The organism is Sphingomonas sp. Leaf25 (assembly GCF_001421635.1).
In the GTDB taxonomy this organism is placed as follows: domain Bacteria; phylum Pseudomonadota; class Alphaproteobacteria; order Sphingomonadales; family Sphingomonadaceae; genus Sphingomonas.
Window position 1 is genome coordinate 371,463 of sequence record NZ_LMKU01000033.1, and the last position, 25,704, is coordinate 397,166.

Sequence of the window (25,704 nt, forward strand, 5' to 3'; positions counted from 1 at the left end):
ACGCTTCACCCAAAAATCACAGCTTTCGCACCAGTTGCTCGGCGACCGCCAGCCATGGCGTGACGGCCAGAACATGGAGCGCGCCGGTGCCGATCGGCAGGATGGTCAGCCGGTCGGGATCGAGGCCGAGCAGCCGGCCGAACAGGAAGCTGCCCGCCGGCATCGGCACCAGCACGTCGCGGCCCAGTGCCTGCGCGAACGCCGGCGGGGCAAGGCGGCGGCACCACAGCGTATCGCCGCTGCGATAGTCGCCCGATGCCTGATCGACGACCACCGCCACCAGATCGCCGTCGGGGCGTGGCGGCACGACGCTGGCCTGCCGGCGCGGCGCGGTAACGCCGGCGGCGTCCAGGATCGCGGCGACGGTGATGTCGGCGCGGTCGGGCAGGCGGACGAGATCGGCCGCCTCCACCTCCAGCGCCAGCGCGATGCGGTTGAGCCAGCCGACCGAGACGGTGCGGGTGCCCGTCTCCAGCCGGCCGATCGTCTGCGCGGTGGTGGGCGGCACGCAGCGCGCGGCGACCTCCCCCAGCGTCAGCCGCCGCGCACGGCGGACCTCGCGGATTGCGGTTATCATGGCGGTGTCTCTCCAACCTATCTGGTTTGTAGTGCTGTCCTACAGCTTAGGCGTCGTGGCAAGGGTTCGCGGCAACGACGAAGGAGCGGGTCTATGCGGGAGTTGGTCGAGCGGCGGCTGGAGGCGGGACGGGTGACGGACACGCCGGGCGGGCGGCGGGTGCAGGTGAACCTGCGCGAATCGCCGCTCGATTGGCTGAAAGCGCGCGGGCTGGTCGATACGCGGCAATATGATGCGGGGGAGCGGCTGCGCGAGGCGTATGAGGCGGCGTCGCTCGGCCCCCGGGTGACGATGCGCTGGGACGGCGCGCCGCGTGGGGCCAAGGGGGTGCCGGCCGATCCGTCGGGCGGGCAGTTGGCGGCGAAGGCGCGGTTCGATGCGGCGATCGCGGCGGTCGGGCCGGGGCTGTCGGACATCTTGTGGCGGACGGTGTGCGCGGGCGAGGGGTTGCCGGCGGCGGAAAAGGCGCTGGGCTGGCCGATCAGATCGGGGCGGCTGGTGCTGACGCTGGCGCTGGACCGGCTGGCGGCGCATTATCGGCTGGGGTGAGGAAGCGGCGATAGCCCCAACCGATCGCGATCAGCGCGAGGCCCAATCCCAAGAACGAAACGATCCGCCAGATGCCGCCGAGTGCGGCGGCATCGATCAGAAAGACCTTGAGGGTGGTGAGGGTGAGCAATGTCAGGCCGAAGCGGCGCAGCTCGCGCCGGTCGCGCGCCACCCCCTGCCACAGCCACAGGATGGCGAGGGCGAGCATCGCCGCCGAATAGCCCCAGTTTTCGCCCGACGTCACCGGGCCGGTCAGCAGCGTGCCATGCGTCGCCTGACGGATGGTGGCGAGGACCGCCAGCAGGGTGAGCGCGGCGGCGGCGAGGTGACGCTGCGGCAGGCCGGGGAGCCGCCATAGTATCAGCGCGAAGAGGCCAAGGTGGAGGGTGGCGGCGTTGAGCAGCGGGAGCGGGCCGACTTCCTGTTCGATCCAGGCCGGGTTGAGGCCGATCAGGTCGAACCAGACCAGCCGGGCGAGCGCCAATGCGACGAGTGCGCGCGCCAGCGCCGGGATGCGGTTCCACAGCAGCCAGCCGGCGACCAGCGCGAGGTCGGTGATCGCGGCGCGCTCGACGAAGCCGAGGCTGACGAAGCGGGGCAGGGTGGCGATGGCGAGCGGCTGTTTGAGCAGGACGTAGCCGCCGAGGATCGCGATGGCCGTGGCGGCGGTGAGGATCGGCACGGCGACCGGACCGAATAGGCCGCGCCGCCAGCGGGCGAGGCCGAGCAGCGCGAGCGCGGGGAGCAGCGCTTGTGTCAGTGCGTCGGCGGCTGACGGCAGGGTGGTGTAGGGCAGCGCTTCGTACAGGATCGCCAGCGCGATGGTGTGGCCGATCGCGGTCAGCGTCGGCGCGATCAGCGCGAGCAGCGCCAGCGCGGGGAGCGCCGCCAGCCGGGCGAGCGCGCCACGATCCTGCGGCAGCGCCGCCGCCAGCAGCGCGAGTGCGGCGAGCGGCGCGAGCGTGGCGAAGGCGGGCGGCACGAGATTGGCGAGCGCGAGCGCGAGGCCGAGCGCGGCGGTGGCGATGCCGCCGACCAGTCCGAGGTCGCCGGTATCGCGCCGGTCGCGGTGCCGCTGCCCGAGCAGCGCGCCGGCCGCGCCGAGCAGGCCCCATGCGGCGGCCCAGCCGATCGGGCGCAGCAGGCCGGGGTCGACCAGTTGCGCGGCGAGCAGCGGGCCGATGCCGCCGACCAGCGCGATCATCACCCATTGCGCCGAGCGGCGCGACAAGAGTCCGCCGCTCAGGGCGAACAGCAGGATCGCTACGGGCAGCGCGACCGGGGTGGTGGTACTGCCCGCCACCAGCCCGGCGGCGACCAGCAGCGTGACGAGGATCGCGGCCGCCAAGCCGGCGGGGAGCAGCGCGCCGTCGCGGTGGCCAAGGAACAGCGCGGCGGCGGCGAGGACGAGGTAGAAGCCCCACGCCAGCGCCGAGAAATCGAGCGCGGGGGCGAGCGCGAGCAACTGGACCAGCGCGACCACTACCGGCGCGGCGCGCAGCAACCGATGGGTGACGCCGGTGCGCGGCGCGGCCAGCGCGCCGCCGATGCCCAGCGCGACGACGAACAGCCCCAGCGCGGCGAGATCGTTCGTTGGGAGAAGCGCGATCAGCAGCGCCGACCAGCCGAAGCCGGTGACGAGCGTGGTCACGGCGAGCCACGCCCAGCCGCGCACGCTGGCAAGGCCGAGCAGCGCGGCGGCGAACAGGCCGAGATAGACGAGCAGCGGACCGATCCCCGCCGCGTCATAGCCCGCGACCAGCGGCGCGGCGAACCCGCCGATCAGCGCCATGACGGCGGTCGGCGGGCCGTGGCGCAGCGCGAGGAACAGGCCGAGCGCGGTGACGCCGAGCATCACGACGAAGCCGGTCAGCGGACTGACGAGATGATAGAGCGCGGCGGCGAGATAGAGCGTCGCATAGGCCGAGGCGATGCCGGCCCCGGCAAGCACCTGCCCGATCCGCGGGTCGCCGCGGGTGGCGGGAAGGCGGCGGGCGACCTCCGCGCCGGCCAGCAGCAGCAGCGCGAAGCCGGCGGCGAACAGGGTGCGGACGGCGGGGGTCAGCCAGCCCGCCTCGATCGACAGGCGGACGAGGAAGATGCCGGCGACGACCAGCGCGAGGCCGCCGATCCACACCGGCAACCGCGCGCCGACCAGCGTTTCGAGATCGATCGACGGACGGGAGCGCTTGGGACGCGGCGGCGCGGGCCATTCGATGCGCGGTTCGGGGCGGGCGGCGGGGGCGGGGCGCGGCAGCGGCTCTGGCAGGACGACGGGCGCGGGGGCAAGGCCGAGCTTCGCTTCGAGCAGGGCGACGCGGCGCGACAGGCGCAGCAGCGCCACACCGAGAACGGCCACCAGCACGAGCAGCAGCAGGGACAGCAGTTCGCTCACAATCCGGCGATAGTGGCACAGCGCGGCGCGCCATGTCGCCCATATTTACGCTTTCGGCTCTTTCGCTGGCGCAGGGCAGGCGCGATATGGCGCGCAACCTCCTTGTTCGGGATTGCGGCCACATGCGTTTCTCCTTCGTCCACACCCATGGGTCGGGCAACGACTTCCCGCTGATCGACGCGCGCGGGATCGCGCTCGACGACACGCAATGGGCGCGGGTGGCGCGGGCGCTGGCCGACCGGTCGGGCGATGTCGGCGGGGATGGGCTTTTGTTGCTAACTCATTCAGATCATTCGCATATTTTCGGGATGCGGATGTTCAATCCCGATGGGTCGGAGGCGGAGACGTGTCTGAACGGGCTGCGGTGTACCGCGCGGCTGGGGTTTGCGTTGACGGGGACGCGCGAGGGGCGGGTGCGGTTGAAGCAGAGCGATGCCGGGGCGCGGATCGTGGCCGACATTGCCCCAGGCGTCGCCACGATCGAGACGCGCGCCGGGCCGGTGTCGCTGGTGCCGAGCGAGGTCGGGCTGACGACCGGGCAGACCACGCCGTTCGTCGACATGCCGATTCCGGGGTTGCCGAGCGCGCGGGCGTTTACGGCGGTGGCGATGCCCAATCCGCACCTCGTCACTTTCGTCGAGGCGGTCGACGAGGACGAGCTGGTCCGGCTGGGCGACTGGTGCGAGGCGGCGCCGGCGTTGATCCCGGCGCGGGCCAATGTCAGCTTCGTCGAGCTGCGCGAGGTGGGGCATGCGCCCGCGTTGTTCGTGCGGACCTATGAGCGCGGCGTCGGGCTGACCGACAGTTGCGGCAGCGCGATGGCGGCGTCGACCCATGCCGCCGCGCGTACCGGGCGGATCGGCTGGGGGGTCGAAACCAGTGTCTTCAATGCCGGCGGCATGGTGTGCGCGCGCGCCGATGCCGACGGCATGGTGACGATCGCGGGCAATGCCACGGTGACATGGGAAGGGGCGATCGAGGTCGATCCCGACACCGGTATCGCCGGGCCGCTCACGATCACCCGCCAGCATGACGACGAAGTCGCGGCGTGGAGCGCGATGCTGGCGGGGCTGTAACGCGGCCCCGCCGGATAGTCGTTACGCGGCGACCCGTGCCTGCATCGCCGCTTCGACGGCGGCGAGGCCGTCGGGGCTGGCGATGGCGAGGTCGAGCGGGCGGCCGCCGAGCGTCTCGTCATGCGCGTTGAGGAAGGCCATCGCCGCGTCGCGACCGCCGAAGTGATGGAAGGCGCTGGTCGCGACCTGACCCTGCCGTGTTGCCTGATCCGGGGTCAGGCGCACGGTGGTGTAGGCGCGGCGAAACTGTTTCGAGCGCGGCTTGGCCGTATCGACGGCGGGCTGCTCGGGGGCGGCCGATTCGGGAGCGGCCGATTCAGGCGTGGTCGACTCGGTCATGCGCTCACCATCCGTCCCGAGGCGCCGAGCAGCGCGCGCATCACCGAGATGCGATGTTCGTAGCCGCGCACCATGCCGCGATGCGAATGGGCGGCTTCGGGCGAGGCGGCACGGGTCGCGCGCATCTGCGCGACCTGGTGCGAATGTAGCAAATCATTGAGGTCCATCAGCGACGCTCCGGCAGCGTAAGCGGAAGCGCGTGCGTCTCCCGGCCGCTGGCGCCTACGGGACCGACTTGCCAGCGATGGACCGTATATGGGGTCGCCGGCCGCCGGATACCATGCCGCCAGCGAAACGAACCAGATGGGATAATCCTGCTTGACATCGCAACGCTGATATGGCACAAAACAGGAACATCGGGAATTGCGGGTCGGGGCCGGGCACGGGGGTGCTGCCGGCCCCGACGCGCGTCTGGGGGGCGGACATGGCGGACGAACGATTGACCGGGGCCAACCGGCGGCCGGTGCAGCGGCAGCGGGTGGGGCATGGCTGGACGCAGGCGCGGCGCGAGGCGTTTCTGGATCACGTCAGCGCCACCTGCAACGTGCGCGCGGCATGCGAGGCGGTGGGGCTGTCGCAGGCCAGCCTCTATTCGCTGCGGCGGCGCGACCCGGCGTTCGCCGACCAGTGGCGCATGGCGCTGCTCGCCGGATACGACCGGCTGGAGGGGGAATTGCTCCACCGCGCGCTCAACCCGCTGGAGGAAGTCGCGGTGGGCGATCCCGATCGGGTGATCGCCGGGCCGGTGACGTTCGATCAGGCGCTGGCCCTGCTCGACCGGCATCGCCGGATGTTGAAGAACGAGAATCTGGGGCAGCGCGACACGCAATATCGCGCGACGCAGGCCGAAACCGATGCGATGCTCAAGAAGCGGTTGCGCAGCCTGCGCCAGAAGTTCGAGGGGCGGACGTGAGCGGGGTCGATGCCGAACTCGCGCTGCTGTCGCGGATGGACGACGCCGCGCTCGACCGTTTCCTGCTCAGGCTGCAGCCCAGCCAGCGGCGCGAGCTGGCGACGCGCTGGGGACTATATGCCCATCGCGGCCAGTCGCTGGCCGATACCGACTGGAGCGTGTGGCTGATCCAGGCGGGGCGCGGCTTCGGCAAGACGCGGGCGGGAGCGGAATGGGTCTGCACCCGCGCGGTCGAGGACGGGGCGTTGCGCATCGCGCTGGTCGGGGCGACGCGGCATGACGTGGAAAGCGTGATGGTGCGCGGCGAGGCGGGGTTGATGGCGGTCGGGCGGCATTACGGCAATGTCCGCTGGTGGCCGTCGCGCGGGGTCGTCGAGTTCGGATCGGGGGCGGAGGCGCAGGTCTTTTCCGCCGAGACGCCCGATGCCCTGCGCGGCCCCGCGCATCACATCGCGTGGTGCGACGAGCTGACCAAATGGCGCAAGCCCGAGGCTACGTGGGACAATCTGATGCTGGGCCTGAGACTCGGCGAGCAACCGCAGACGCTGGTGACGACGACGCCCAGGGCGATCCCGCTGCTCAAGCGTATCCGGCGGATGAAGAAGGTGGTGGTGACGACCGGGCGGACGCACGACAACGCCCATCTGCCGGCGTTCTTCATGGAGCAGATCGAGGCGAGCTATGCCGGCACGCGGATGGGCCGGCAGGAGATGGACGGCGAGCTGATCGACGAGGCCGAGGGCGCGCTGTGGAGCCGCGAGCTGCTCGACCGGCAGCGGGTGGCGGAGGCGCCGCCGGTCGCGCGGGTGGTGGTGGGGGTCGATCCGCCCGCCGGGATCGGCCGCGATGCGTGCGGGATCGTCGCGGCGATGCTGGGCACCGACGGGCGCGCTTATGTGCTGGAGGACGCGAGCGTGGTGGGAGCCAGCCCCGAGGGCTGGGCGCGCGCGGTGGCGGCGTGTGCGGCACGGCACGGCGCCGACCGGGTGGTGGCGGAATCCAACCAGGGCGGGGCGATGGTCGAAAGCGTGCTGCGCGCCGCCGACACGGTGCTGCCGGTGATGCTGGTCCATGCGTCGCGCGGCAAGGTGGCGCGGGCCGAGCCGGTGATGGCGCTGTACGAGCTGGGCAAGGCGTTCCACGTCGGCATGTTCCCCGCGTTGGAGGACGAGCTGTGCGGGCTGGTGCGGGGTGGCGGCTATGCGGGGCCGGGGCGTTCGCCCGACCGGGCGGATGCGCTGGTGTGGGCGCTGTGGGAGTTGATGCTGGCGGCGAAGGGGGTGGCGAGCGTTAGGGTGTTGTGAGGGGGGAGCGTCACCGATTCTCCCGTCATTCCCGCGAAGGCGGGAATCCATTGACGCCGACGGTGCGGGTAAGCCGGAACGTTGGCGCATATGGGTCCCCGCCTGCGCGGGGACGACGAGGGGGTGGCGGGCGAAATTGGGTCCGTTTCGGTGGAACCGGGTAGCCGGCGGGTCGATGATCGGTGAAATGTCGTTGTGGACGGGATCGGCGGATATGCGGCCTGTCCCGCATCCTCATGACACACGGCCAAGGACATGGGGCATGAACCAGTATCGATCGCCACCTGTGGCAAAATCGCTGTTGAATGGGATGGCGCAGATCATCGCCGTGCCGGGAATGGGTCGGACGTGGCGTGCGATCGACGCCGGGAGTGCCTCCTCCGATTGGCGTGCGATCGGCGATGATCTGCGCCGGTCGATGCAACGGACAAGCATTCGTGCGGATGGTTGACGGTACGGACCGGGTGGCGGTGCGCATATCCCGCGACCAGCAGATCGAATTGATGCGGGGTGCCGAGGCCCGGCTCATGGCGCGCTTTGCCGCGTGGATGCAGGTTAAGGAAATCCGGCAGTTCGGATGTCGGCCAGCACCCGGACAGGGCGACCAGCCGCGACAGGAATAAACCCGGAGCTGGATAGTCCGCGATGGTCATGCTGGTGCGCTCGCGCGAGCCTGTGGCTCCCCGACCCCTCTATAAACCTGCGCTAGCCAGCAAAGCTGGCAAGCTTCGGTATCCCTCTCCCCTTGTCAGGGGAGAGGGCAGGGATGGTCCGAAGATAGACTGGTTGGCTTCACGAGGCCCCGCCGATGCGGGGCCTTTTTCGTTTCGGGAGACAGGGCATGAAATGGTTCGGACGCAGGTCCGGGCGCGACGGGTCGCGTCCGGTGCTGGCGCGTGGGGGCGCGGGGGCGGTCGCGTGGCGCGAGGGGGCGGGGCCGGCGGCGGGGCAGTGGCCGCAGGATTATGCCGGGCAGCTTCGCGAGGGCTATATCGGCAATGCGGTCGCGCAGCGCGCGGTGCGGACGGTCGCCGAGGGGCTGGCCGCCGCGCCAATCGCGGGCACGCCGGCGGCGGTGGCGCTGGTGGCTGCGCGCTCGGCGGGTCAGGAGTTTCTGGAGACGGCGGCGGCGCATCTGCTGCTGCACGGCAATGCCTATGTCCAGGTGATCGAGGACGGGGCGGGGGGTGTCGGCGAACTCTATGCGCTGCGGCCCGAGCGGGTGTCGGTGGAGGCGGATGCGAGCGGGTGGCCGGTCGCCTATCGCTACCGCGTCGGCGAGCGGGTGACGCGGATCGCGGCGGAGGATGGCGCGGGGCGGCCGGCGCTGATCCATATCCGGGCGTTCCATCCCGCTGACGATCATTACGGGCTGGGGTGCCTGAGCGCGGCGGCAGGGGCGGTGGCGGTCCACAATGCGGCGGCGAAGTGGAACAAGGCGCTGCTCGACAATGCCGCGCGGCCGTCGGGCGCGCTGGTGCATGATCCGGGCGATGGCGGCGTGCTGTCGGCGGATCAATATGCCCGGCTGCGCGCCGAGATCGACGACAGTTTCGCCGGCGCGCCGAATGCCGGGCGGCCGATGCTGCTCGACGGCGGGCTGAAGTGGCAGGCGATGAGCCTGTCGCCCGCCGACATGGATTTCGTGGGGTTGAAGGCACAGGCGGCGCGCGAGATCGCGCTGGCGTTCGGCGTGCCGCCGATGCTGCTCGGGCTGCCGGGCGACAATGCCTATGCCAATTACCGCGAGGCGAACCGCGCGCTGTGGCGGCAGGCGATCGTGCCGATGGGCGAGCGGATCCTGGGCGCGGTGGCGCAGGGCCTCACGCCGTGGCTGGGCGAGGTGACGCTGGCGATCGATCTCAACCGGGTGCCGGTGCTGGCCGAGGAGCGCGAGCGGTTGTGGCGGCAGGTCGCGGCGGCGAACTTCCTGAGCGATGCCGAGAAGTGCGGGATGCTGGGGTTCGATTGAGCCGCCGGACGGCGGATGGGGTGTGGGGAAGCGGGCCGGCACCTCCCCTCCCTTGTCAGGGAGGGGAGCAGACTGAGGGCACTTCGCTGACTGTCGATCCGGCCTAGCGGCAGCGCAAGGTGCTGCGGTCGAGGGTCAATCCGCGTTCGGCGCAGCGGTCGGCCTTCAGGATCGGCAGCGCGAACACGAAGGCGAGGAGCGCGGCGGCGAAGGCGGCGGCGATGATGCGCAGGCGGGGTTTCACCGCGTCTGGCTAGGGCGAGGGCCACGGGGAGGCAAGCGATGGACGACGAGATGGTGCTGGCGCGGCTGATGGGACAGGCGGCGGAGGATGGCGCCGACCTGCTGACGCTGCGCGGGCTGGCGGAGGCGGCGGGCGAACTGGGAGCGACACGGGCGATGGCGCGGATCGGGCTGTCCGATGCCGGGGCGGCGGGCGATGTGAAGGAGCTGCGCGACCTGCTGGCGGCGTGGCGCGATGCCAGGCGGTCGGCGGTGCGCGCGGCGTTCGGCTGGGTGGTGCGGATGGCGCTGGCGCTGGTGCTGGTGGGGATCGCGGTCGAGACGGACTGGCCGCGATGGGGGCGGTGAGGTTCGCCGGCTATGCGGCGGTGTTTCACCATGCCGACCGAGGTGGCGACGTGCTGCTGCCCGGCGCGCTGGTGGCGCGTGGGCGGGTGCCGCTGCTGTGGCAGCATCGCGGGACACCGGTCGGCACGGTCGAGTGGATCGGCGAGGATGCGCGCGGCGTGAAGATCGTCGCGCGCATCGCGGCGGACGAACCGGCGCGGCTGGTGAAGGCCGGGGCGATCACGGGGCTGTCGTTCGGCTATCGCGCGCTGCGGGTGCGGCAGGGGGTGCGGCGGGTGATCGTGCGGGCCGAGCTGGTCGAGATCAGCCTCGTCGCGCAGCCGATGCAGCCGCTGGCGCGCATCCATGCGGTCGAGGACGGGTGAGTTTCGGCCGAGGATCAATTTTCTGGACGGGCGTCGTGGTTGCGGCGCCCTTTTTCATGGGGACGGGCAGATGACGATCGAGGGAATGACGAGCGGATTTTCGGGCGTCGCGGCACCGGGCAACCGGCCGCTGTTGAGCGGGGCGGCGATCGAGAATGGCTTTGCCGCGTTCGTGCGGGCCGGGACGACGGTCGAGACGAAGGCGCTGTCGAGCGCCAGCGATGCGGCGGGTGGCCATGCGGTGCCCGAGGCGATCGACACGCTGATTGAATCGACGCTGAAATCGGCGAGCCCGATCCGGGCGATCGCGCAGGTGGTGCAGGTGGGAGGTGCTGGATACCGCAAGCTGGTGACGAACGGCGGCACGCCATCGGGCTGGGCGGGCGAGACGGCGGCGCGGCCGGAGACGGCGACGCCGACCTTCAACGAGATCGTGCCGCCGATGGGCGAGCTGTACGCCAATCCGGCGGCGAGCCAGGCGATGCTCGACGATGCGGCGTTCGATGTCGAGGGCTGGCTGGCCGGCGAGATCGCGAGCGAGTTTGCCCGCGCCGAGGGGCAGGCGTTCGTCAGCGGCAATGGGGTCGCGCGGCCCAAGGGGTTCCTGAGCTATCCGACCAGCGCGGTGGGCGATGCGACGCGGGCGTTCGGGACGATGCAGTATCTGGCGAGCGGTGCCGCAGCCGATTTCGGGACCGAGCCGGAAAACCGGCTGATCGACCTCGTCCACCTGCTGCGGCGGCCGTACCGGCAGGGGGCGTGCTGGGTGATGAACGCGCAGACGGCGGCGCGCATCCGCAAGTTCAAGACGGCGGACGGCGCGTTCCTGTGGGTGCCGGGGCTGATCGAGGGGCGGCCCGACACGCTGCTCGGCTATCCGGTCGTCGAGGCGGAGGACATGCCCGACATCGCGGCGGGCAATTCCGCGATCGCGTTCGGCAACTTCAAGGCGGGCTATCTGATCGCCGAGCGGGCCGAGACGCAGGTGCTGCGCGATCCGTATTCGAACAAGCCGTTCGTCCATTTCTACGCGACCCGGCGGGTCGGCGGCGCGGTCATCAATTCGGAGGCGATCAAGCTGATGAAGTTCGCGGTGTCGTGATCGGTCGGGGGCGGGTCGGTGCGCCCGCCCCCTTCGTGCGGGGGAAAGACGGGAGGCAGGACGATGACGGCACCTTTGCCGGCGGCGGTGGTCGCCGAGGTGCGCGAGGCGGCGCGCGGGTATCTGCGCATCGTGGCGCGCGACGAGGATGGGGTGATCGAGGGAGCGGCCGCCGCCGCGCTGGCGCTGGCCGAGGGGTTCACCGGACAGGCGCTGATCGCGCGCGAGCATGTCGCGGCGATGGCGGCGGCGGGCGAGTGGCGCGCGCTGCCGGTGCAGCCGGTGCGATCGATCACCGGCGGCGGCGCGGTGGCGGCGGTGGACATCGATGCGAACGGCACCGGATGGGTGCGGATGGCGGCGGCGGGCGAGGTGCGCTTCGTGGCGGGGCTGGCGGAGGACTGGGCGGGGCTGCCGCCGGCGGTGGCGCAGGGGGTGGTGTTGCTGGCCGCGCATCTGATCGAGGCGCGTGGGCGCGATCTGGCCCCGCCGGCGGCGGTGGGGGCGCTGTGGCGGCCGTGGCGGCGGATGCGGATCGGGAGTGCGCGGCGATGAGGGCGCTCACCGAGCGGGGCCGCACGGCCGGTGCGGCGCGGGCGGCAAAGGTGCGCGAGCGGGTGGCGGTGCGGGCGGGCAGGGTGGCGGGGGTCACGGTGGCAGTGGAGGGGGATGCGGTGGTGCTGTCAGGGCGGGGGCTGGCACGGCGGTCGATCACCGATCCGGCGTTCGCGCAGGTGGCGGAGTGGGGGCGATGATCGCCGCCACGCTGGTGCAGGCGATGCTGGTGGCGCGGGTGCGCGCGGCGGTCCCCGAGGTGGCGGTGTTCGATGCACCGCCGGTGCGCGGACTCCGCCCCTATGTGCTGATCGATACGCCGGCGCTGAGCGACTGGGGCACCAAGGATGCCGCCGGGCGTGAGGGGCGGGTGGTGGTGCAGGCGTTCGATATGGGCGAGCGGCCCGAACGGCTGCGCGATCTGGCGGCGCGGGTGGAGGCGGCGGTGCTGGGCGCGCCGGCCGAGCTGGCGGGGTGGCGGGTGGCGTCGCTGGTGTTCCTGCGCGGTCGGATCGCGCGCGAGGGGGAGGGGCGCTGGGTGGCGGTTGCCGAGTTTCGGGTGCGGATGCTGGCGGTGGGGTGATCCACCTTCCGGGGACGGCGTGCGTGGCGCGGTGGACCCCGGAACAGGTCCGGGGTGACAGTTGTGATCGGGGCGGGCGTTGTGGTGCCCCATTGACCCACCCCCGGCCCCTCCCTGCGAGGGAGGGGAGGCGAAAAGACGAAGGGCAGGCGGGGGCCTGCGGCTTTTCAGGAGAATGACATGGCGGTGGAGAAGGGGAGCGCGTTCCTGCTCAAGGTCGGGAACGGGGCGGTGCCGGTCGTCTATACGACGGTGGCGGGGATGCGGACGACGCAGTTGAGCATCAATGGCGAGGCGGTGGCGGTCACGTCCAAGGATTCGGGCGGGTGGCGCGACTTGCTGGCGGGCGCGGGGGTGCGGTCGGTCAGCGTGTCGGCGGCGGGGGTGTTCACCGGGGCTGCGGCCGAGGTGCGCATCCGGGGCAGCGCGCTTGTCGGGCGGATCGACGATTACCGGCTGACGTTCGAGGGCGGCGAGATGATGACCGGGCGGTTCCTCGTCACCCGGCTGGACTATGCCGGCGATTACAATGGCGAGCGCAGCTATACGCTGGCGCTCGAATCCTCGGGCGCGGTGGTGGCGGCATGACCATGGCCGCCAATCCGGTGCGCGGCGAGGCGTCGTTGCGCGTGTGCGGCGAGACGCTGGTGCTGCGGCCGAGCTTCGCCGCGCTGGTCGCCGCCGAGGCGGAGGTGGGGTCGCTGCTGGCGCTGGTCGAGCGGGCGGCGGCGGGGCGGATCGGCATCGCCGAGCTGGTCGCGCTGCTGTGGCATTGCCTGCGCGATCCGCCGCCGGTCGACCGCGATGCCTTTGCCGAGGGGGTGACGGCGGCGGGCATCGCGGCGGCGACCCCGGCGCTCAAAGTGCTGATCGGGCAGATACTGGGCGGGCGATGAGCTTTGCCGAGGGGGCGGCGCGGGCCGCCGGGCTGGCGGGGGTGGCGTTCGGCTGGTCACCCGACGCCTTCTGGGCCGCGACTCCCGCCGAACTGGCGTCGCTGGTGCGGGCGGTGGCCGGCGATGCGCCCGCCCCGTGCGACAGCGATACCATCGCCAGGCTGAAGGAGCGTTTTCCCGATGGATGAGGAAATCGAACGGCTGATCGTGCGCGTGCGCGCCGATACCGCAGGCTTCGCCGCCGATGTGGCGGCGATGCAGGGCAATCTGGACGGACCGTTTTCCGCCGGGATCGACCGGGCGGGACGCGCGATCGAAACGACGTTGGCGCGGGCGATCCGTACCGGCAGGCTGGGGTTCGACGACCTGCGCGATGTGGCGCTCAAAGTGCTGGGCGAGATCGCGGCGGCCGCCGTGCTGGGGTCGGGGACGCCGGGCGGGGGTGCGGGCGGGCTGATCGGGCTGCTCGGCCAGTTGATCGGCGGCGCGCCGGGGCGCGCGACCGGTGGGCCGGTCAGCCCGCAGCGGCCTTATTGGGTCGGCGAGCGTGGTCCCGAACTGTTCGTGCCGACCAGCAGCGGGCGGGTGATGCCGGCGGCAGCGGGCGAGGCGCGCGCGGTGCGGGTGGCGATCACGATAACCGGCACGCCGGGGCAGGAAGCGCAGGCGCTGCGCCAGTCGGGCCGGCAGGTCGCGCGCGCGGTGCGGGCCGCGCTGATGGAGGCGTGAGATGGGCCATTGGCTGGCGAGCGAACGCGAGGGGCAGGAAGCGGGGGTGCTGACGCGGTTCGATGCGGCGTACTGGACGGTCGATTTCCCCCGGCCGATGATGGCGTCGGTGGTGACGACCGCGCCGGATGCGCTGCGGGTCGATTGCGTCTTCTATCGGCGCGACGATCTGGCGGGGCTGATCTGGGCGGCGGAGGATCGCCACGACCATCCGTTGCTGCGCTATGCGACCGATCGCGATTTTCGCGGGTGCCGCCTGTCGTTCCGCTGGCGCTCGGGTGGGGTGCGGCCGCTCGACGCGGTGCATGGTCCGGTGCTGACGATCGAGGGGCGCGATGCGAGCGGTGCGGCACGGGCGTGGTATGTGCGGCTGTGGAACTATGCGGTCGGCAGTCCCGAGGATGCGGTGGTCGCCATCGACTTCGCGGACGTCGACGGCGGGTTCCTGTTGCCGGGCGAGGCCGATCCGGTCTGGGCGGGTGATGTCGACCGGATGTTCGTGTCGCTGGTGCCGCCGGGCTATGACGCGGGCGACGCGCCGCTGGCGGCACCGGCGGAGGGGTGGGTCGAGCTGTCGGATATTCGCTGCGAGGGGCCGGGGTCGGTGCTGGCGGTCGGCGATGTGGTGGTGCCCGAACATGGGCTGGGCATCTGTAGCGGCTATGACGACAGCTATCACCTGACGCCGGCGCGGTTGCTGCACAATGCGCTGCGGCTGGGGTATCGCGGCGACATCGTCCATTATGTGGGGATGAGCCATTATTTCCGGCTCGAGCGCGCGGGCGACGGGCTGTTCGTGTCGCTGGCCGGGGGCGCGCTGAACGTGGGGTGCGCGGCGTGGCATCGTGACTTCGCGGCGCGGGCACTGGCGCTGGGCTATGGCGTCATTTGGTCGCTCAGCTACGAATTGTTCGACGCGCATTGCCGGGGCGACTGGAAGCAGCGGGCGAGCGACGGGTCGCCCGCCTTGACCGGATGGGTGCCGCCGTCGACGCTGCTGTCGCCGGCGCATCCGGGGGCGATGGCGTATTTGCAGGCGGTGGCGCGGGCGTTCGTGGGGCTTGGCGTTGCGGCGGGGCTGGTGGCGCGGTTTCAGGTGGGCGAGCCGTGGTGGTGGGTGACGCCCGGCCATCGTATTTGCCTGTACGATGCGGCGGCGAAGGTCGCGCTGGGCGGCGATCCGGTGGTGATCGACGATGTGCGCGGGGAACTTGATGCGGCCAGGCGCGACCTGCTCGACCGGGCGGGGGCGCTGCTGGCGGCGTCGACCGCCGCGCTGGTTGCTGCGGCGCGCGCGGCAGGGGCGGTGCAGGTGCTGCTGCTCGCCTATCTGCCGACCATTCTCGATCCCGCCGCGCCGGAGGTGAAGCGCGCGAACCTGCCGGTGGGGTGGGCGCAGCCGGCGTTCGATGTGCTGCAACTGGAGGATTACGACTGGGCGGCGACCGGCAATGTCGGGGCGAGCGTGCGCGCGGTCGCGGCGGCCGAGGCGCGGCTGGGCTATCCGGTTGAGGAACAGCAGTATTTTGCCGGCTTCGTGCTGCGCCCCGAGGACCGGGGGCAATGGAGCGCGATCGTGGCGGCGGCGCAGCGCGCGAGGGCGCGCGGGGTGGCCGGCGTGTTCCTGTGGGCGCTGCCGCAGGTGCTGCGCGACGGATTGATATGGTTCGATGAGGAGGATGGCGTGGAGGCGTTCGACGATGTGCGCTTTCCGCTGGCGCTGGGCGCGCAGGCGGAGGTGATCCCCGAAACGCAGACCACGATCGCGGCCGGGGCGGGCGGGGCGGAGGTACGCGGCATCGGCTGGGCCGAACCGCGCACCCGCTATGACGTGGCGCCGGGGGTGCGGTCGCAGGAGGATGTGGCGGTGTTGCTGGCGTTCTTTCGTGCACGGCTGGGGCCGGCGCGGGGGTTCCGGTTGCAGGACCCGTTCGATCACGCGACCGGCGATCCGGTGGGGCCACTCGATGTCGCGCTGGGGGTGGGCGACGGGGCAACGACGCGGTTCCCGCTCGTCAAACGCTATGGCGCGATGGTGCGGCGGATCACCCGGCCGGTGGCGGGCAGCGTGCGCGTGAGCGTCGGCGGGGTCGAGACGCAGGGGTTTACGGTCGAACCGGGCGGCTTCGTGCTGCTCGATGCCGCGCCGGGGCCGGGGGTGGCGGTGGCGGCGGGGTTCGGCTTCGATGTGCCGGTGCGCTTCGCCGAGGACCGGTTGCAGGTGGCGCGGACCACACATGGCGCGGCCGAGGCGGTGAGCGTGCCGCTGATCGAGCTGCGCGAACCATGAGTGGCGATACACTGGTGACGCTGGCGTGGTGCTGGCGGATCGAGCGGGTCGACGGGGTCACGATCGGGTTGACCGCGCATGACCGCGATCTGGTGGTGGCGGGGCTGACCTATCGTGCCGCGCCGGGGATGATGCCCTCGGCGATTGTGCGCGACGATACGGCGGGCGCCCCGGCGCTGGAGGTGGGCGGGGCACTGAGCCACCGGGCGGTGGCGGAGCGCGACCTGCTGGCCGGGCGCTATGACGGGGCGCGGATCAGCGTGTTCGCGTGGGACTGGAGCGCGGACGTGGCGACGCCGGTCGCCGGGGGGCGGATCGGCAGCGTGGCGACGGCGCGGGGCGGCTTCACCGCCGAATTGCTGGGGGTGGAGGTGGCGCTCGATCGGGCGGTGGTCGAGACGACGTCGCCGGGATGTCGCGCGACGCTGGGCGATGCGCGGTGCCGGGTGCCGATGGCGGGGCGGCGACGGCTGGTGCGGGTAAGCGCGCAGGACGGTAACCGGCTGACGCTGGCGGGCGGCGGGGTGGGGTGTGCCGGCGGGCGGTTGCGCTGGATCGGCGGGGCGAACGGCGGGCTGGCCGAGCGGATCGTCGCCGGGGACGCCACGGGCGTGGTGCTGGCGCGGGTGCCGGCGTTCGGCGGCACCGGCGCGCTGGTCGAGGTGGGCGAGGGGTGCGACGGGACGCTCGCCACCTGTCGCGACCGGTTCGGCAATGTCGCCAATTTCCGGGGGGAGCCGCATCTGCCGGGGATCGACCTGCTGACACGCTATCCCGGCGCATGAGCGCGGTGGTGGCGCGGGCGCGCGCGGCGGTCGGCGCGCGGTTCCGGGTGCAGGGGCGGTCGATGGAGGACGGGTTCGATTGTGTCGGGCTGGTCGGCTGGGCGACCGGGAGGGCGGTGCCGCAGGGCTATCCGGCGCGGTGCGGCGATGCGCTGCGGGCGGGCGATGCGCTGGCGGAGGCGGGGTTCGTCGCGGTCGGCGCGGCGCGGGCCGGCGACGTGCTGCTGCTGGCGAGCGCGCCGGGGCAGTTGCATCTGGCGATCGTGAGCGAGCTCGGGATCATCCACGCCGACGGCGTGGCGCGCCGGGTGGTCGAGCGGCCGGGCGTGCCGCCGTGGCCGGTGATCGGGGTGTGGCGGATGGAGGAAGCGGGCTGATGGCGAGTGTGGTGCTGACGACGCTGGGCGGAGCGGTCGGTGGGCCGGTCGGCCGGGCGCTGAGGGCGGTGGCCGGGCGGACGATCGATGCCGCGCTGTTCGGCGGCAAGCGGCGCGAGGGGCCGCGGCTGACCGAACTCAGGGTACAGACGTCAAGCTATGGCAGCGCGATCCCGAAGCTGTTCGGGACGATGCGGGTGGCGGGCACGGTGATCTGGGCGACCGACCTGCGCGAATCGGCGGCGACGACCGGCAGCAAGACCGGCGGGCGGACGACGCAGTACAGCTATTCGGCGTCGTTCGCCGTCGCATTGTCGGCGCGTTCGATCCGGGGGGTGGGGCGCATCTGGGCCGAGGGCAAGCTGCTGCGCGGGGCGGCGGGCGACTGGAAGAGCCGCACCGGGTTTCGCTGGTATCCGGGCGACGAGGCGCAGATGCCCGATCCGCTGATCGCGAGCGTCGTGGGGGTGGGCAGCGCGCCGGCCTATCGCGGCATCGCCTATGTGGTGTTCGAGGAGTTGGCGCTGGCCGATTTCGGCAATCGCATCCCCTCGCTGACCTTCGAGGTGATTGCCGATGCCGCGCCGGTCGCGGTCGGCACGATCGCGGGAGTGTTGAGCGACGGGGTGATCGGCGGGCAGGCGGGGCCGGTGCTGGGCGGGTTCGCCGCCGAGGGGACGAGCGTCGGCGATGCGGTCGCGGCGCTGATCGATCCGATCGGCGGCTGGTATGCGGCCGGGGGCGGCGGGCTGGATTTGTGTTTCGGGGCGGGGCCGGCGCGGAGGGTGTCGCCGGGGGCGGGTGCGCCCGGCCGGCGGCGGGCTCCGGTCGAGCCGCGCGATGTCGTGGTCGCCTATCACGACAGTGCGCGCGATTATCAGACAGGAGTGCAGCAGGTGCGGACGCCGGGCGCGCGGGCGACCGAGCGGATCGCGCTGCCCGCTGCGATGCAGGCCGGTGACGCGGCGGCGCTGGCGGGGATGGTCGCGGCGCGGCTGGCCAGCGGGGGCGAGGGGCGGACGCTGATGCTCGGCTGGGACGCGATCGACCTGCGCCCGGGCGAGCGGGTGACGATCGCCGGCGAGGACGGGCGGTGGCGCGTCCGCCGTGTCGCGATCGAGGCTGACGGCATCACCGCCGATCTGGTGCCGATCCCGTCCGATGCGCCGGGGCCGGTGGCGGCGGACGGCGCGCCGGTGCTGGCCGCCGACGTGCTGCCGGGCGACACCCGGTTGCGGCTGATCGAGGTGCCGGGCGCGGGCGATACGCTGCAGGTGATGGCGGTCGCGGCGGGGACGGCACCCGGCTGGCGGCGGGCGACGTTGCTGGCCGGCGACGATGCGACCGGGTGGCGCGAGATCGGCATGACGGCGGCGGCGGGGACGATCGGCACGGTGCCGGGCGTGCTGGGACCGGGCACGGCGGCGATCGAGGACCGGACGAGCGAGGTCGATGTCGTGCTGCTGCACGATGCGATGACGCTGGCCGACGCCGATGCGGCGGCGCTCGACCAGGGGGCCAATGCCGCGCTGATCGGCGACGAGATCGTCCAGTTCGGTCGGGCGCGGCGGACGGGTGCGGCGCGCTGGCGATTGTCGCTGCTGTGGCGCGGGCGACAGGGGAGCGACTGGGCGATGGCGAGTCATGACCCGGGCGAAGGCTTCGTGCTGCTCGATCCGGCAACGCTGCGCGCGATCGACGATCCGCTGCCAATGGTCGGGCGGGCGATCCGCGCGATGGCGAGTGGAGTCGCCCTCGACGACGTGACCGAGACGGCGATCGTGCCCGACGGCCGCGCGCTGGTGCCGCCGGCACCGGTGCATGGCCGGATCGACCGGGTGGGTAGCGCGCTGGTCGTCCGCTGGGTCCGGCGGGCGCGGGGTTCGGCGGGGTGGCGCGACTCGATCGACCTGCCGCTGGGCGAGGAACGCGAGGGGTATCTTGTGACGATCGCGCACGCCGATGGCCGTGGCGAGACGATCGAGGTCGCGATGCCCGCCGTCGCCCTGCCGGTGCCGGGCGCGGCGGCGCAAATCGCGGTGCGCCAGATCGGCACGCATGGCGCGTCGCGACCGATGATCCTTCCATTTCTGCCGGAGACACCATGATGACCGACCGGACCGCACGGCTTGCGCTGCCGCTGTTGCACAGTTCGCAGGCGCAAAAGGAAATGACGCATAACGAGGCGCTGACGTGCATCGACCTGCTGTTGCACGGCGGTATCGAGGGGGTCGGCGAAGACACGCCCCCGGCCACCGCGCAGCCCGGACAATGCTGGATCGTGGGCGATGCGCCGGTCGGCGCGTGGGCGGGAAGCGCGCGCCGGGTCGCGGGGATGACGGCGGGCGGCTGGCGCTTCGTTGCCCCACGCGAGGGCATGGCCTTATGGTGGGCCGGTGGCGAAACGACCGTGGTGTTCCGCGGGGCGCAGTGGCGGATCGGCGAGCTTCATGCCCGGCGGCTGATGGTCGAGGGAACCGCCGTGGTGGGGGCGCAGCGGCCGGCGATTCCGGGGGCGAATGGCGGAAACGTGCGGGATGTCGAGGCCCGCGCCACCCTCGATACGGTACTGACGGCACTCCGCGATCACGGCCTGATTGGCCGGTGAAATCGTGTCGTTTGTGCAACACCGCGATTTTTGTGCGCTTGCGCGGCAACCAACGCTTCGGTACTTGGTTTGCGCTGTCCGTAGGACAACTGTGAAAGGGGACTAGAATGCGGAAGCTTGCCGTCACATTGGCGCTCGCGACCACTGCGCTCGCAACTCCCGCCCTCGCCCGCGACAACGCGTGGTATGTGGGTGTGGAAGGCGGCGCAATGATCGTCGAAGACATCGATTACGATCTTACTGCTCCGGCTGGTGGCGTCACCACCATCGACAGCGACTATGGCTATGACGTTGGCGGCCAGGTCGGTTACGACTTCGGTGCGCTCCGCGTCGAAGCCGAAGTCAGCTATCGCAGCGCGACCGTCGACGAGATCCGGACCACCGGTTCGGTCGCAACCGGCCCGACGACTGCGGTGCCTGCCGGCACCTACAGCGGCGGTGGCCGCACCTCGGCGCTGTCGTTCATGGCGAACGCCATGCTCGACTTCGGTGACGATGACGCGATCAGCGGCTTCGTCGGCGGTGGTGCCGGTGTCGCGCGCGTCAAGGCGCACGACTATCGCGTCTCGAACCGCTTCTCGGCGCTCGACGATTCGGACACGGTCTTCGCATGGCAAGCGATTGCGGGCATCCGCGCACCGCTCAGCGAGAACGTCGACGTTTCGCTGAAGTATCGTTTCTTCAACGCCGAAGACGTTCGCATCGTGAACGTTCGTGGCGTCGGTTACGACGGTCGTTTCCGGTCGCACAGCCTGCTGGGTGGCCTGACCTTCAACTTCGGCGCACCGACCCCGGTTCCGCCGCCGCTGCCGCCGGAGCCCGTTGCTCCGCCGCCGCCGGCACCGGAACCCGCTCCCCCGATCGTGGAAACCGTCTGCACGCCGGGACCGTACATCGTGTTCTTCGAATGGGATAAGTCGGACGTCACGCCGGAAGCGGCTGGCATTCTCGACAACGCCATCTCGAACTACCAGTCGTGCGGCAATGCGCGCGTCATGCTTGCCGGCCACGCCGACAAGTCGGGCTCGGCTTCGTATAACGTTGGTCTTTCGCAGCGTCGTGCGGACTCGGTCCGTGCGTACATGGAAGGCCGTGGCGTCGGCGCGTCGAACATCTCGACCGAAGCGTTCGGCGAAGGCCGTCCGCGCGTCGAGACTGCCGATGGCGTCCGCGAACTGCAGAACCGTCGCGTGGAAATTACCTACGGTCCGGGCATGTAATTCTACTTTCCTTCGGGAAAATAGAATTCGCAAAGAGGGAGGTCGGGCAACCGGCCTCCCTTTTTGTTTGTGTCGGATGTGGCGGAGTGGCCGATGGATCGCGAAACCCTCTGCGCACCGGTCGACGTGCCGCCTGGTATCGCCGAAGCGGTGGCGGGATATGGCTGGGCGCGCGATCTGGTCGGGGAATCGGGCGGGGCGGTGTATCGGCTGCACGGTCGGCCGGGGGCGGCTGACCTGTTCCTGAAACACGGCACCGGACCGGTCGCCGACGACATTGCCGACGAGATGATCCGGCTGCGCTGGCTGGCCGGACGAATACCGGTGCCGGGCGTGGTGCGCTTTGTCATGGCGGACGATGCGGCGTGGCTGCTGACGACGGCGCTGCCGGGCGAAACGGCGTATCAGGCGTTGTCGCGCCGGCCGGACGCGGCGATGGTCGACGCGCTGGTGGCGTTTCTGCGGCGGCTGCATGCGATCCCGGTCGCGTCTTGCCCGTTCGCGAGCGACCATCAGCGGCGGATCGCGGCGGCGCGGGCGCGGATCGACGCGGGCCAGGTCGACGAGGAAGATTTCGACGACGAGCGGCTCGGCTGGTCGGCGGCGCAGGTGTGGACGGCGATGCGGGCGCTGTTGCCGCTCAACCCCGATGCGGTGGTGACGCATGGCGATTTCTCGCTCGACAATCTGCTGGTGCAGGGCGGGGCGGTGGTCGGCTGCATCGACGTGGCGCGGGCCGGGGTGGCGGATCGCTATCAGGACCTTGCGATCCTGTTCAACTGCCTCGGCGAGTTCGGACCCGGTCTACAGGAGCGGATGTTCGCGGCCTATGGCATCGCCGAGCCGGACACCGACCGGCTGACGTTCCATCTATTGCTCGACGAACTGTTTTAGGGCCGATCGACCTTCCTTCGCGCGTCGTCCTCCCGGACTCGTTCCGGGGTCCACCTGGCCGTACATACGGTCAGTCGAGGCTCAAGGCGTAGCGATTGCCGAGCCGTGGACCCCGGAATAAGTCCGGGGTGACGAAAGGGGCGGCCGTTTCGACCGGGAATGACGAAGATTGGCCGGAAATGCGAAATGTCGATCGGCGCTAGGCGGGATCGCCGGCCAAGGCGACCGCCAGCCATGCCGGGCGGAGCGTATCGCCAAGATCGTCGACCCGGCGATGTTCGACTGCCAGCCCTAGGTCGGCATGGAGCAGGCGGGTGCGCGGACCGGCGGCGTCGGCCGGCACCACCACCAGCCGGCGGTTGACCGTCGAGCGATAGTGCATCCGCGCGGTATTCTCCTGTCCGACATAGCAGCCCTTGGTGAAGCTGACCCCGTTCAGTTCGGTGGCGTTGCACTCCAGCCAGAGCGTCTGGCCATCGCCCAGTTCGGCGCGGCCTTCGACGATGCCGAGGCGCAGCCGGTGTTCGCGCCAGCCGGTGGCCGGTTCGCCGGGCGGTGCCAGCCAGCGGCGGCCAAGCTCCGGCAGGCGGGGATCGGGCAGTCCTTGCGTTCCCTCCGCCGACCAGTGAACGCCGGTATCTTCCCGCGCGATCGTGACGGCGCGGCGCAGGCGATAGAGGGTGAGGCGTTTGACGATCGCGCCGATCGCATCGACCTCGCCATCGATCAGTACGTCGCTGCCGTCTGCCCACAGGATGAAATCGAACAGCGCCTTGCCCTGCGGCGTCAGCAATGCCGCCCATAACGGCCGGTCGGGCGCGAGCAGGGCGAGATCGTGCGTGACGAGCCCTTGCAGGAAATCGCGTGCGTCGGTGCCGCCGATGCGCAGCACGGCGCGATCGGCAAGCCAGGTTCCGGGGGTGGTCAGCGTCATGGGGACGAGGTAGGAGGCCCCACCCCCCAGCGACAAGAGGCGGCAGCGTTGGCGACCTTCGATACCAAGCTCACCGGTGGCACGGTCCACCTTCCCGGCGGCCCGGCGCGGGTCGACATCGGCATCACCGACGGACGGATCGCCGGCATCGGCGTGGCCGGCGACGCGGGCGAGACGATCGACTGCACCGGGCTCGACATCCTGCCCGGCGTGATCGACACGCAGGTCCATTTCCGCGAGCCGGGGCTGGTCCACAAGGAGGACCTCGCCACCGGATCGGTCGCGGCGGTGATGGGCGGCGTGACCGCGGTGTTCGAAATGCCGAACACCAAGCCGAACACCGACAATGCGGAAGCGATCAACGACAAGCTGGCCCGCGCGCAGGGCCGGATGTGGTGCGATCACGCCTTCTACGTCGGGGCGACCGCGCGCAATGCCGATCATCTGGCCGAACTGGAGCGCCTGCCCGGCACCGCCGGGGTCAAGATCTTCATGGGATCGTCGACCGGCGATCTGCTGGTGTCCGAGGATGCCGACTTGCTGCGCGTGCTGCGCCATGGCCGGCGGCGCGTGGCAATCCATGCCGAGGACGAGACGCGGATGATCGCGCGCGAGGGCGAGCGGGTGAGCGGCGATCCGTCGTCGCATCCGGTGTGGCGCGACGACGAAAGCGCGCTGATCGCGACGCGGCGTATCCTGCGGTTGGCGCGTGAGGCGGGGCGGCGGGTTCATGTCCTGCACGTCACCACCCCGGCCGAGCTGGAGCTGCTGGGCGCGAACAAGGACATCGCCTCGTGCGAGGTCACGCCGCAGCATCTGACGCTGGCCGGCGAGGAGGCCTATCCGCGGCTTGGTACCTATGCGCAGATGAACCCGCCGATCCGATCGGGCGCGCATCGCGACGGGCTGTGGCACTGGCTGACCCAAGGTGTGCCCGATGTGATCGGATCGGACCACGCGCCGCATACCGTCGAGGAAAAGGCCAAGCGCTATCCGGCGTCGCCCAGCGGCATGCCCGGCGTGCAGACCCTATTGCCGCTGCTGCTCAACCATGTGGCGGAGGGGCGGCTGACGATGCCGCGGCTGATCGACCTGACCAGTGCCGGCGCGCAGCGGATCTTCGGGCTGGTCGGCAAGGGGCGGATCGCGTTCGGCTATGACGCCGATCTGACCGTCGTCGATCTCAAGTCGCGCTGGACCGTCGAGGAGTCGTGGCTGGCGTCGCGATCGGGCTGGTCGCCGTTCACCGGCGATACGCTGACCGGGCGGCCGGTGGGCACGATCGTGCGCGGGCGGACCGCGATGTGGGAAGCGCAACTGGTCGGCGAGGCGCAGGGGCAGCCGGTGCGGTTCGAGTCGACTGCGTTCGGGTGATGGCGTGCGGCGCTGGGTGGGGGACCTACCCAGCGCCGCGGGCGAAGCCCGCGTCGTCGACCGGGCTTTGCCCGCCGGCCGGGCTGGCGCGAGTCAGGCAGGGGCCTGCCGCGCTGCGCTTAGAACGGTAGCCACCGTTGTTTTTCGCTGAACCGCATATAGCCGACGTTCGCGCCCAGCCGCCAGCCGACGCCCAGCCGCACCGGGATCATCACGATGTCGCCGCGCCGCAGATAGCTGGCCGAAAAACCGCCGACGAAATAGGCGCGCCCCTCGGCGGCAGGGAAACGGCGGTAGAGTTCCTGCGAATCGTACAGGTTGTAGACCAGCACGAAGACCTTGGTCGCATCGCCGCCGACATCGAAGCCGACCGACGGCCCGGTCCAGTAGACGGTGCGCTGCCCCTCCACCTTGTGGTTCATCACGCCTGACCCATAGCGCAGGCCGACGACGAACGCGCCTGCCGCCTCGCGCCCGGCGATATAGGCGTTGGGCTTGCCCTGATCCTTCAGGATATTCTCGATGATGCCGGCCAGCCCCTCGGCACCGCGCCCGAACACACCCTCGGCCGCGCCGATCAGGTCGTCGCGTTCGAACGTGTCGCCCGCAGCACTGGTCGCGGTGCTGCTCGGCGGAGTGGTGGCAGGCGGCTCGGCCTGCTGCACCGGCTCGGGCGTATAGGCGGGCGGCACGTCGCGCGGTTGCGTCGGCGGGACGGGAGCGGGGGCGAGATCGCCGTCGATCGCATCGTTCGGGTCGACCGTGCGCACCTGCGCCTGCGCCGGTGCCGCCAGCACCATGAGCGGCAACAGCCACCCGATCACCCGTTGCATCTGTCCATTCTCCCCACGCGGAACCCGATGCCGCACGATAGGCCGCCTCGCCCTTGCCCCGCAATGAACGCGCGGCCGGCGGTGTGCGAATTACGAGCAACGTTGTGGTTGATCGCCGGGCATTCCCTCGTTATAGGCCCGCACTCCAAGGCTTGGCATAGCCCCTTGGGAGACGTGGGTGAGTGGCTGAAACCAGCGGTTTGCTAAACCGCCGTAGGGGGATTACTCCTACCGAGGGTTCGAATCCCTCCGTCTCCGCCAGCATTTCAGTGCAAGGCACTGAAACGAATCAAGAATCCTGGCGAGAATATTGGCTCCGCTACCGGGCCGATTTCGGAAGATCCGTTTCGCTGGTCAGACAATCCGGTACTCGATCACCTGATTGAGTAGCATCCACCAGCCGGACCCTCACGGATACCCTCAGCGCGATACGACCGTGCCCG

The 25,704-nt window shown here is 71.1% G+C and carries 32 protein-coding genes and 1 tRNA gene; 26 read left to right on the plus strand and 7 right to left on the minus strand.

Annotated features, from left to right (window positions below):
• Window positions 1-16: 16 nt before the first annotated feature.
• Complete coding sequence (locus tag ASE78_RS16700) at window positions 17-577, minus strand: helix-turn-helix domain-containing protein (RefSeq protein WP_056498635.1); 561 nt, start codon at window positions 575-577, stop codon at window positions 17-19.
• Between the two features lie 93 nt (window positions 578-670).
• On the opposite strand from ASE78_RS16700, the gene ASE78_RS16705 reads away from it, so the two are divergent.
• Window positions 671-1,126, plus strand: a complete 456-nt coding sequence (locus tag ASE78_RS16705; RefSeq protein WP_056498637.1) for a DUF6456 domain-containing protein — start codon at window positions 671-673, stop codon at window positions 1,124-1,126.
• On the opposite strand, the gene ASE78_RS16710 is transcribed toward ASE78_RS16705, so the two are convergent.
• Window positions 1,059-3,521: a DUF2339 domain-containing protein gene (locus ASE78_RS16710; protein WP_056498640.1), complete on the minus strand. Its 2,463-nt coding sequence runs from the start codon at window positions 3,519-3,521 to the stop codon at window positions 1,059-1,061. The two genes, ASE78_RS16705 and ASE78_RS16710, sit on opposite strands and share 68 nt — an antisense overlap.
• 122 nt (window positions 3,522-3,643) lie before the next feature.
• Between ASE78_RS16710 and dapF the strand changes: the two genes are divergently transcribed.
• Window positions 3,644-4,597 carry a diaminopimelate epimerase gene (gene dapF, locus ASE78_RS16715; RefSeq protein WP_056498641.1) on the plus strand — a complete coding sequence of 318 codons (954 nt, stop codon included), beginning with the start codon at window positions 3,644-3,646 and terminating at the stop codon, window positions 4,595-4,597.
• Window positions 4,598-4,618: 21 nt separating this feature from the next.
• Here dapF and ASE78_RS16720 read toward each other — a convergent pair whose 3' ends face one another.
• Together ASE78_RS16720 and ASE78_RS19100 are read right to left on the minus strand one after the other, a co-directional pair.
• Window positions 4,619-4,936: a DUF2384 domain-containing protein gene (locus tag ASE78_RS16720; protein ID WP_056498643.1), complete on the minus strand. Its 318-nt coding sequence runs from the start codon at window positions 4,934-4,936 to the stop codon at window positions 4,619-4,621.
• On the minus strand, window positions 4,933-5,103 hold the full coding sequence (locus ASE78_RS19100) for a hypothetical protein (protein ID WP_164490766.1): 171 nt from the start codon (window positions 5,101-5,103) through the stop codon (window positions 4,933-4,935). The genes ASE78_RS16720 and ASE78_RS19100 overlap by 4 nt, the downstream gene beginning before the upstream one ends.
• A gap of 257 nt (window positions 5,104-5,360) precedes the next feature.
• On the opposite strand from ASE78_RS19100, the gene ASE78_RS16725 reads away from it, so the two are divergent.
• The 5 genes from ASE78_RS16725 to ASE78_RS16740 all read left to right on the plus strand — a co-directional run bounded on the left by ASE78_RS16725 (window position 5,361) and on the right by ASE78_RS16740 (window position 9,125).
• The gene (locus ASE78_RS16725; protein ID WP_235515124.1) at window positions 5,361-5,849 is read left to right on the plus strand and encodes a hypothetical protein; all 489 of its coding nucleotides are present in this window, start codon (window positions 5,361-5,363) and stop codon (window positions 5,847-5,849) included.
• Window positions 5,846-7,153, plus strand: coding sequence for a DNA-packaging protein (locus tag ASE78_RS16730; protein WP_056498647.1), 1,308 nt, complete (start codon window positions 5,846-5,848; stop codon window positions 7,151-7,153). The genes ASE78_RS16725 and ASE78_RS16730 overlap by 4 nt, the downstream gene beginning before the upstream one ends.
• Window positions 7,154-7,415: 262 nt before the next feature.
• Window positions 7,416-7,604: a hypothetical protein gene (locus tag ASE78_RS18840; protein WP_156349068.1), complete on the plus strand. Its 189-nt coding sequence runs from the start codon at window positions 7,416-7,418 to the stop codon at window positions 7,602-7,604.
• On the plus strand, window positions 7,597-7,776 hold the full coding sequence (locus ASE78_RS16735; protein WP_055757761.1) for a hypothetical protein: 180 nt from the start codon (window positions 7,597-7,599) through the stop codon (window positions 7,774-7,776). Before ASE78_RS18840 ends, ASE78_RS16735 begins: the two co-directional genes overlap by 8 nt.
• 218 nt (window positions 7,777-7,994) lie before the next feature.
• Window positions 7,995-9,125, plus strand: coding sequence for a phage portal protein (locus ASE78_RS16740; RefSeq protein WP_056498650.1), 1,131 nt, complete (start codon window positions 7,995-7,997; stop codon window positions 9,123-9,125).
• A 103-nt stretch (window positions 9,126-9,228) separates the two neighbouring features.
• Here ASE78_RS16740 and ASE78_RS18845 read toward each other — a convergent pair whose 3' ends face one another.
• On the minus strand, window positions 9,229-9,369 hold the full coding sequence (locus ASE78_RS18845; protein WP_156351540.1) for a hypothetical protein: 141 nt from the start codon (window positions 9,367-9,369) through the stop codon (window positions 9,229-9,231).
• Between the two features lie 38 nt (window positions 9,370-9,407).
• Here ASE78_RS18845 and ASE78_RS16745 point away from each other — a divergent pair, with 38 nt between their 5' ends.
• The 17 genes from ASE78_RS16745 (at window position 9,408) to ASE78_RS16825 (ending at window position 22,120) form a co-directional block, all read left to right on the plus strand.
• A complete protein-coding gene (locus ASE78_RS16745; protein ID WP_056498651.1) occupies window positions 9,408-9,716 on the plus strand; it encodes a DUF6127 family protein in 309 nt (102 codons plus the stop codon).
• Entirely contained in the window at window positions 9,704-10,081 is a 378-nt protein-coding gene (locus ASE78_RS16750; RefSeq protein WP_200911078.1) for an HK97 family phage prohead protease, read from the plus strand. Before ASE78_RS16745 ends, ASE78_RS16750 begins: the two co-directional genes overlap by 13 nt.
• Window positions 10,082-10,151: 70 nt before the next feature.
• Entirely contained in the window at window positions 10,152-11,183 is a 1,032-nt protein-coding gene (locus ASE78_RS16755) for a phage major capsid protein (RefSeq protein WP_056498653.1), read from the plus strand.
• A 63-nt stretch (window positions 11,184-11,246) separates the two neighbouring features.
• Window positions 11,247-11,738, plus strand: a complete 492-nt coding sequence (locus ASE78_RS16760) for a hypothetical protein (RefSeq protein ID WP_082467289.1) — start codon at window positions 11,247-11,249, stop codon at window positions 11,736-11,738.
• Window positions 11,735-11,938: a hypothetical protein gene (locus ASE78_RS18850; protein ID WP_156351541.1), complete on the plus strand. Its 204-nt coding sequence runs from the start codon at window positions 11,735-11,737 to the stop codon at window positions 11,936-11,938. The genes ASE78_RS16760 and ASE78_RS18850 overlap by 4 nt, the downstream gene beginning before the upstream one ends.
• A complete protein-coding gene (locus ASE78_RS16770) occupies window positions 11,935-12,321 on the plus strand; it encodes a DUF3168 domain-containing protein (RefSeq protein WP_156351542.1) in 387 nt (128 codons plus the stop codon). Before ASE78_RS18850 ends, ASE78_RS16770 begins: the two co-directional genes overlap by 4 nt.
• A gap of 180 nt (window positions 12,322-12,501) precedes the next feature.
• Window positions 12,502-12,909: a phage tail tube protein gene (locus ASE78_RS16775; protein WP_056498660.1), complete on the plus strand. Its 408-nt coding sequence runs from the start codon at window positions 12,502-12,504 to the stop codon at window positions 12,907-12,909.
• Entirely contained in the window at window positions 12,906-13,217 is a 312-nt protein-coding gene (locus tag ASE78_RS16780; protein WP_200909715.1) for a GTA-gp10 family protein, read from the plus strand. Before ASE78_RS16775 ends, ASE78_RS16780 begins: the two co-directional genes overlap by 4 nt.
• Window positions 13,214-13,405 (plus strand): phage tail assembly chaperone, encoded by a 192-nt coding sequence (locus ASE78_RS16785; protein WP_056498662.1) that lies wholly within the window; start codon window positions 13,214-13,216, stop codon window positions 13,403-13,405. The genes ASE78_RS16780 and ASE78_RS16785 overlap by 4 nt, the downstream gene beginning before the upstream one ends.
• The gene (locus ASE78_RS16790; protein WP_056498664.1) at window positions 13,398-13,946 is read left to right on the plus strand and encodes a hypothetical protein; all 549 of its coding nucleotides are present in this window, start codon (window positions 13,398-13,400) and stop codon (window positions 13,944-13,946) included. Before ASE78_RS16785 ends, ASE78_RS16790 begins: the two co-directional genes overlap by 8 nt.
• Before the next feature lies 1 nt (window position 13,947).
• A complete protein-coding gene (locus tag ASE78_RS16795) occupies window positions 13,948-16,236 on the plus strand; it encodes a DUF2460 domain-containing protein (protein ID WP_056498666.1) in 2,289 nt (762 codons plus the stop codon).
• Entirely contained in the window at window positions 16,233-17,021 is a 789-nt protein-coding gene (locus ASE78_RS16800; RefSeq protein ID WP_056498667.1) for a DUF2163 domain-containing protein, read from the plus strand. The genes ASE78_RS16795 and ASE78_RS16800 overlap by 4 nt, the downstream gene beginning before the upstream one ends.
• Entirely contained in the window at window positions 17,018-17,398 is a 381-nt protein-coding gene (locus tag ASE78_RS16805) for a peptidoglycan endopeptidase (RefSeq protein WP_200911079.1), read from the plus strand. Before ASE78_RS16800 ends, ASE78_RS16805 begins: the two co-directional genes overlap by 4 nt.
• On the plus strand, window positions 17,398-19,506 hold the full coding sequence (locus ASE78_RS16810; RefSeq protein ID WP_056498669.1) for a phage tail protein: 2,109 nt from the start codon (window positions 17,398-17,400) through the stop codon (window positions 19,504-19,506). The genes ASE78_RS16805 and ASE78_RS16810 overlap by 1 nt, the downstream gene beginning before the upstream one ends.
• On the plus strand, window positions 19,506-20,006 hold the full coding sequence (locus ASE78_RS16815; protein WP_235515125.1) for a DUF2793 domain-containing protein: 501 nt from the start codon (window positions 19,506-19,508) through the stop codon (window positions 20,004-20,006). Before ASE78_RS16810 ends, ASE78_RS16815 begins: the two co-directional genes overlap by 1 nt.
• 107 nt (window positions 20,007-20,113) lie before the next feature.
• Complete coding sequence (locus tag ASE78_RS16820) at window positions 20,114-21,226, plus strand: OmpA family protein (RefSeq protein ID WP_056498671.1); 1,113 nt, start codon at window positions 20,114-20,116, stop codon at window positions 21,224-21,226.
• Window positions 21,227-21,319: 93 nt separating this feature from the next.
• The gene (locus ASE78_RS16825) at window positions 21,320-22,120 is read left to right on the plus strand and encodes an APH(3')-I family aminoglycoside O-phosphotransferase (RefSeq protein ID WP_056498673.1); all 801 of its coding nucleotides are present in this window, start codon (window positions 21,320-21,322) and stop codon (window positions 22,118-22,120) included.
• Window positions 22,121-22,319: 199 nt separating this feature from the next.
• Here ASE78_RS16825 and ASE78_RS16830 read toward each other — a convergent pair whose 3' ends face one another.
• Window positions 22,320-23,054, minus strand: coding sequence for a YgfZ/GcvT domain-containing protein (locus ASE78_RS16830; protein WP_056498675.1), 735 nt, complete (start codon window positions 23,052-23,054; stop codon window positions 22,320-22,322).
• 48 nt (window positions 23,055-23,102) lie between these two features.
• Here ASE78_RS16830 and ASE78_RS16835 point away from each other — a divergent pair, with 48 nt between their 5' ends.
• On the plus strand, window positions 23,103-24,428 hold the full coding sequence (locus tag ASE78_RS16835; protein ID WP_055757800.1) for a dihydroorotase: 1,326 nt from the start codon (window positions 23,103-23,105) through the stop codon (window positions 24,426-24,428).
• 119 nt (window positions 24,429-24,547) lie between these two features.
• Here the strand turns inward: ASE78_RS16835 and ASE78_RS16840 are convergent, their stop codons facing one another.
• Window positions 24,548-25,261 (minus strand): DUF1134 domain-containing protein, encoded by a 714-nt coding sequence (locus ASE78_RS16840; protein WP_056498677.1) that lies wholly within the window; start codon window positions 25,259-25,261, stop codon window positions 24,548-24,550.
• A 168-nt stretch (window positions 25,262-25,429) separates the two neighbouring features.
• Between ASE78_RS16840 and ASE78_RS16845 the strand changes: the two genes are divergently transcribed.
• Window positions 25,430-25,522 (plus strand) — tRNA-Ser (locus tag ASE78_RS16845).
• The last annotated feature ends 182 nt before the right edge of the window (window positions 25,523-25,704 follow it).

Bases quoted from the DNA above. Each gene is read 5' to 3' on its own strand.
- ASE78_RS16815 (WP_235515125.1), top strand. From the start codon at position 19,506: ATGACCGACCGGACCGCACGGCTTGCGCTGCCGCTGTTGCACAGTTCG.
- ASE78_RS16790 (WP_056498664.1), top strand. From the start codon at position 13,398: ATGGATGAGGAAATCGAACGGCTGATCGTGCGCGTGCGCGCCGATACC.
- ASE78_RS16740 (WP_056498650.1), top strand. From the start codon at position 7,995: ATGAAATGGTTCGGACGCAGGTCCGGGCGCGACGGGTCGCGTCCGGTG.
- ASE78_RS16840 (WP_056498677.1), bottom strand. From the start codon at position 25,261: ATGCAACGGGTGATCGGGTGGCTGTTGCCGCTCATGGTGCTGGCGGCA.
- ASE78_RS18840 (WP_156349068.1), top strand. From the start codon at position 7,416: ATGAACCAGTATCGATCGCCACCTGTGGCAAAATCGCTGTTGAATGGG.
- ASE78_RS16785 (WP_056498662.1), top strand. From the start codon at position 13,214: ATGAGCTTTGCCGAGGGGGCGGCGCGGGCCGCCGGGCTGGCGGGGGTG.
- ASE78_RS16780 (WP_200909715.1), top strand. From the start codon at position 12,906: ATGACCATGGCCGCCAATCCGGTGCGCGGCGAGGCGTCGTTGCGCGTG.
- ASE78_RS16800 (WP_056498667.1), top strand. From the start codon at position 16,233: ATGAGTGGCGATACACTGGTGACGCTGGCGTGGTGCTGGCGGATCGAG.
- ASE78_RS16775 (WP_056498660.1), top strand. From the start codon at position 12,502: ATGGCGGTGGAGAAGGGGAGCGCGTTCCTGCTCAAGGTCGGGAACGGG.
- ASE78_RS16770 (WP_156351542.1), top strand. From the start codon at position 11,935: ATGATCGCCGCCACGCTGGTGCAGGCGATGCTGGTGGCGCGGGTGCGC.
- ASE78_RS16805 (WP_200911079.1), top strand. From the start codon at position 17,018: ATGAGCGCGGTGGTGGCGCGGGCGCGCGCGGCGGTCGGCGCGCGGTTC.
- ASE78_RS16810 (WP_056498669.1), top strand. From the start codon at position 17,398: ATGGCGAGTGTGGTGCTGACGACGCTGGGCGGAGCGGTCGGTGGGCCG.
- dapF (WP_056498641.1), top strand. From the start codon at position 3,644: ATGCGTTTCTCCTTCGTCCACACCCATGGGTCGGGCAACGACTTCCCG.
- ASE78_RS16820 (WP_056498671.1), top strand. From the start codon at position 20,114: ATGCGGAAGCTTGCCGTCACATTGGCGCTCGCGACCACTGCGCTCGCA.
- ASE78_RS16745 (WP_056498651.1), top strand. From the start codon at position 9,408: ATGGACGACGAGATGGTGCTGGCGCGGCTGATGGGACAGGCGGCGGAG.
- ASE78_RS16735 (WP_055757761.1), top strand. From the start codon at position 7,597: ATGGTTGACGGTACGGACCGGGTGGCGGTGCGCATATCCCGCGACCAG.
- ASE78_RS16830 (WP_056498675.1), bottom strand. From the start codon at position 23,054: ATGACGCTGACCACCCCCGGAACCTGGCTTGCCGATCGCGCCGTGCTG.
- ASE78_RS16795 (WP_056498666.1), top strand. From the start codon at position 13,948: ATGGGCCATTGGCTGGCGAGCGAACGCGAGGGGCAGGAAGCGGGGGTG.
- ASE78_RS16755 (WP_056498653.1), top strand. From the start codon at position 10,152: ATGACGATCGAGGGAATGACGAGCGGATTTTCGGGCGTCGCGGCACCG.
- ASE78_RS18850 (WP_156351541.1), top strand. From the start codon at position 11,735: ATGAGGGCGCTCACCGAGCGGGGCCGCACGGCCGGTGCGGCGCGGGCG.
- ASE78_RS16750 (WP_200911078.1), top strand. From the start codon at position 9,704: ATGGGGGCGGTGAGGTTCGCCGGCTATGCGGCGGTGTTTCACCATGCC.
- ASE78_RS16825 (WP_056498673.1), top strand. From the start codon at position 21,320: ATGGATCGCGAAACCCTCTGCGCACCGGTCGACGTGCCGCCTGGTATC.
- ASE78_RS16760 (WP_082467289.1), top strand. From the start codon at position 11,247: ATGACGGCACCTTTGCCGGCGGCGGTGGTCGCCGAGGTGCGCGAGGCG.
- ASE78_RS16700 (WP_056498635.1), bottom strand. From the start codon at position 577: ATGATAACCGCAATCCGCGAGGTCCGCCGTGCGCGGCGGCTGACGCTG.
- ASE78_RS19100 (WP_164490766.1), bottom strand. From the start codon at position 5,103: ATGGACCTCAATGATTTGCTACATTCGCACCAGGTCGCGCAGATGCGC.
- ASE78_RS16725 (WP_235515124.1), top strand. From the start codon at position 5,361: ATGGCGGACGAACGATTGACCGGGGCCAACCGGCGGCCGGTGCAGCGG.
- ASE78_RS16705 (WP_056498637.1), top strand. From the start codon at position 671: ATGCGGGAGTTGGTCGAGCGGCGGCTGGAGGCGGGACGGGTGACGGAC.
- ASE78_RS16720 (WP_056498643.1), bottom strand. From the start codon at position 4,936: ATGACCGAGTCGACCACGCCTGAATCGGCCGCTCCCGAATCGGCCGCC.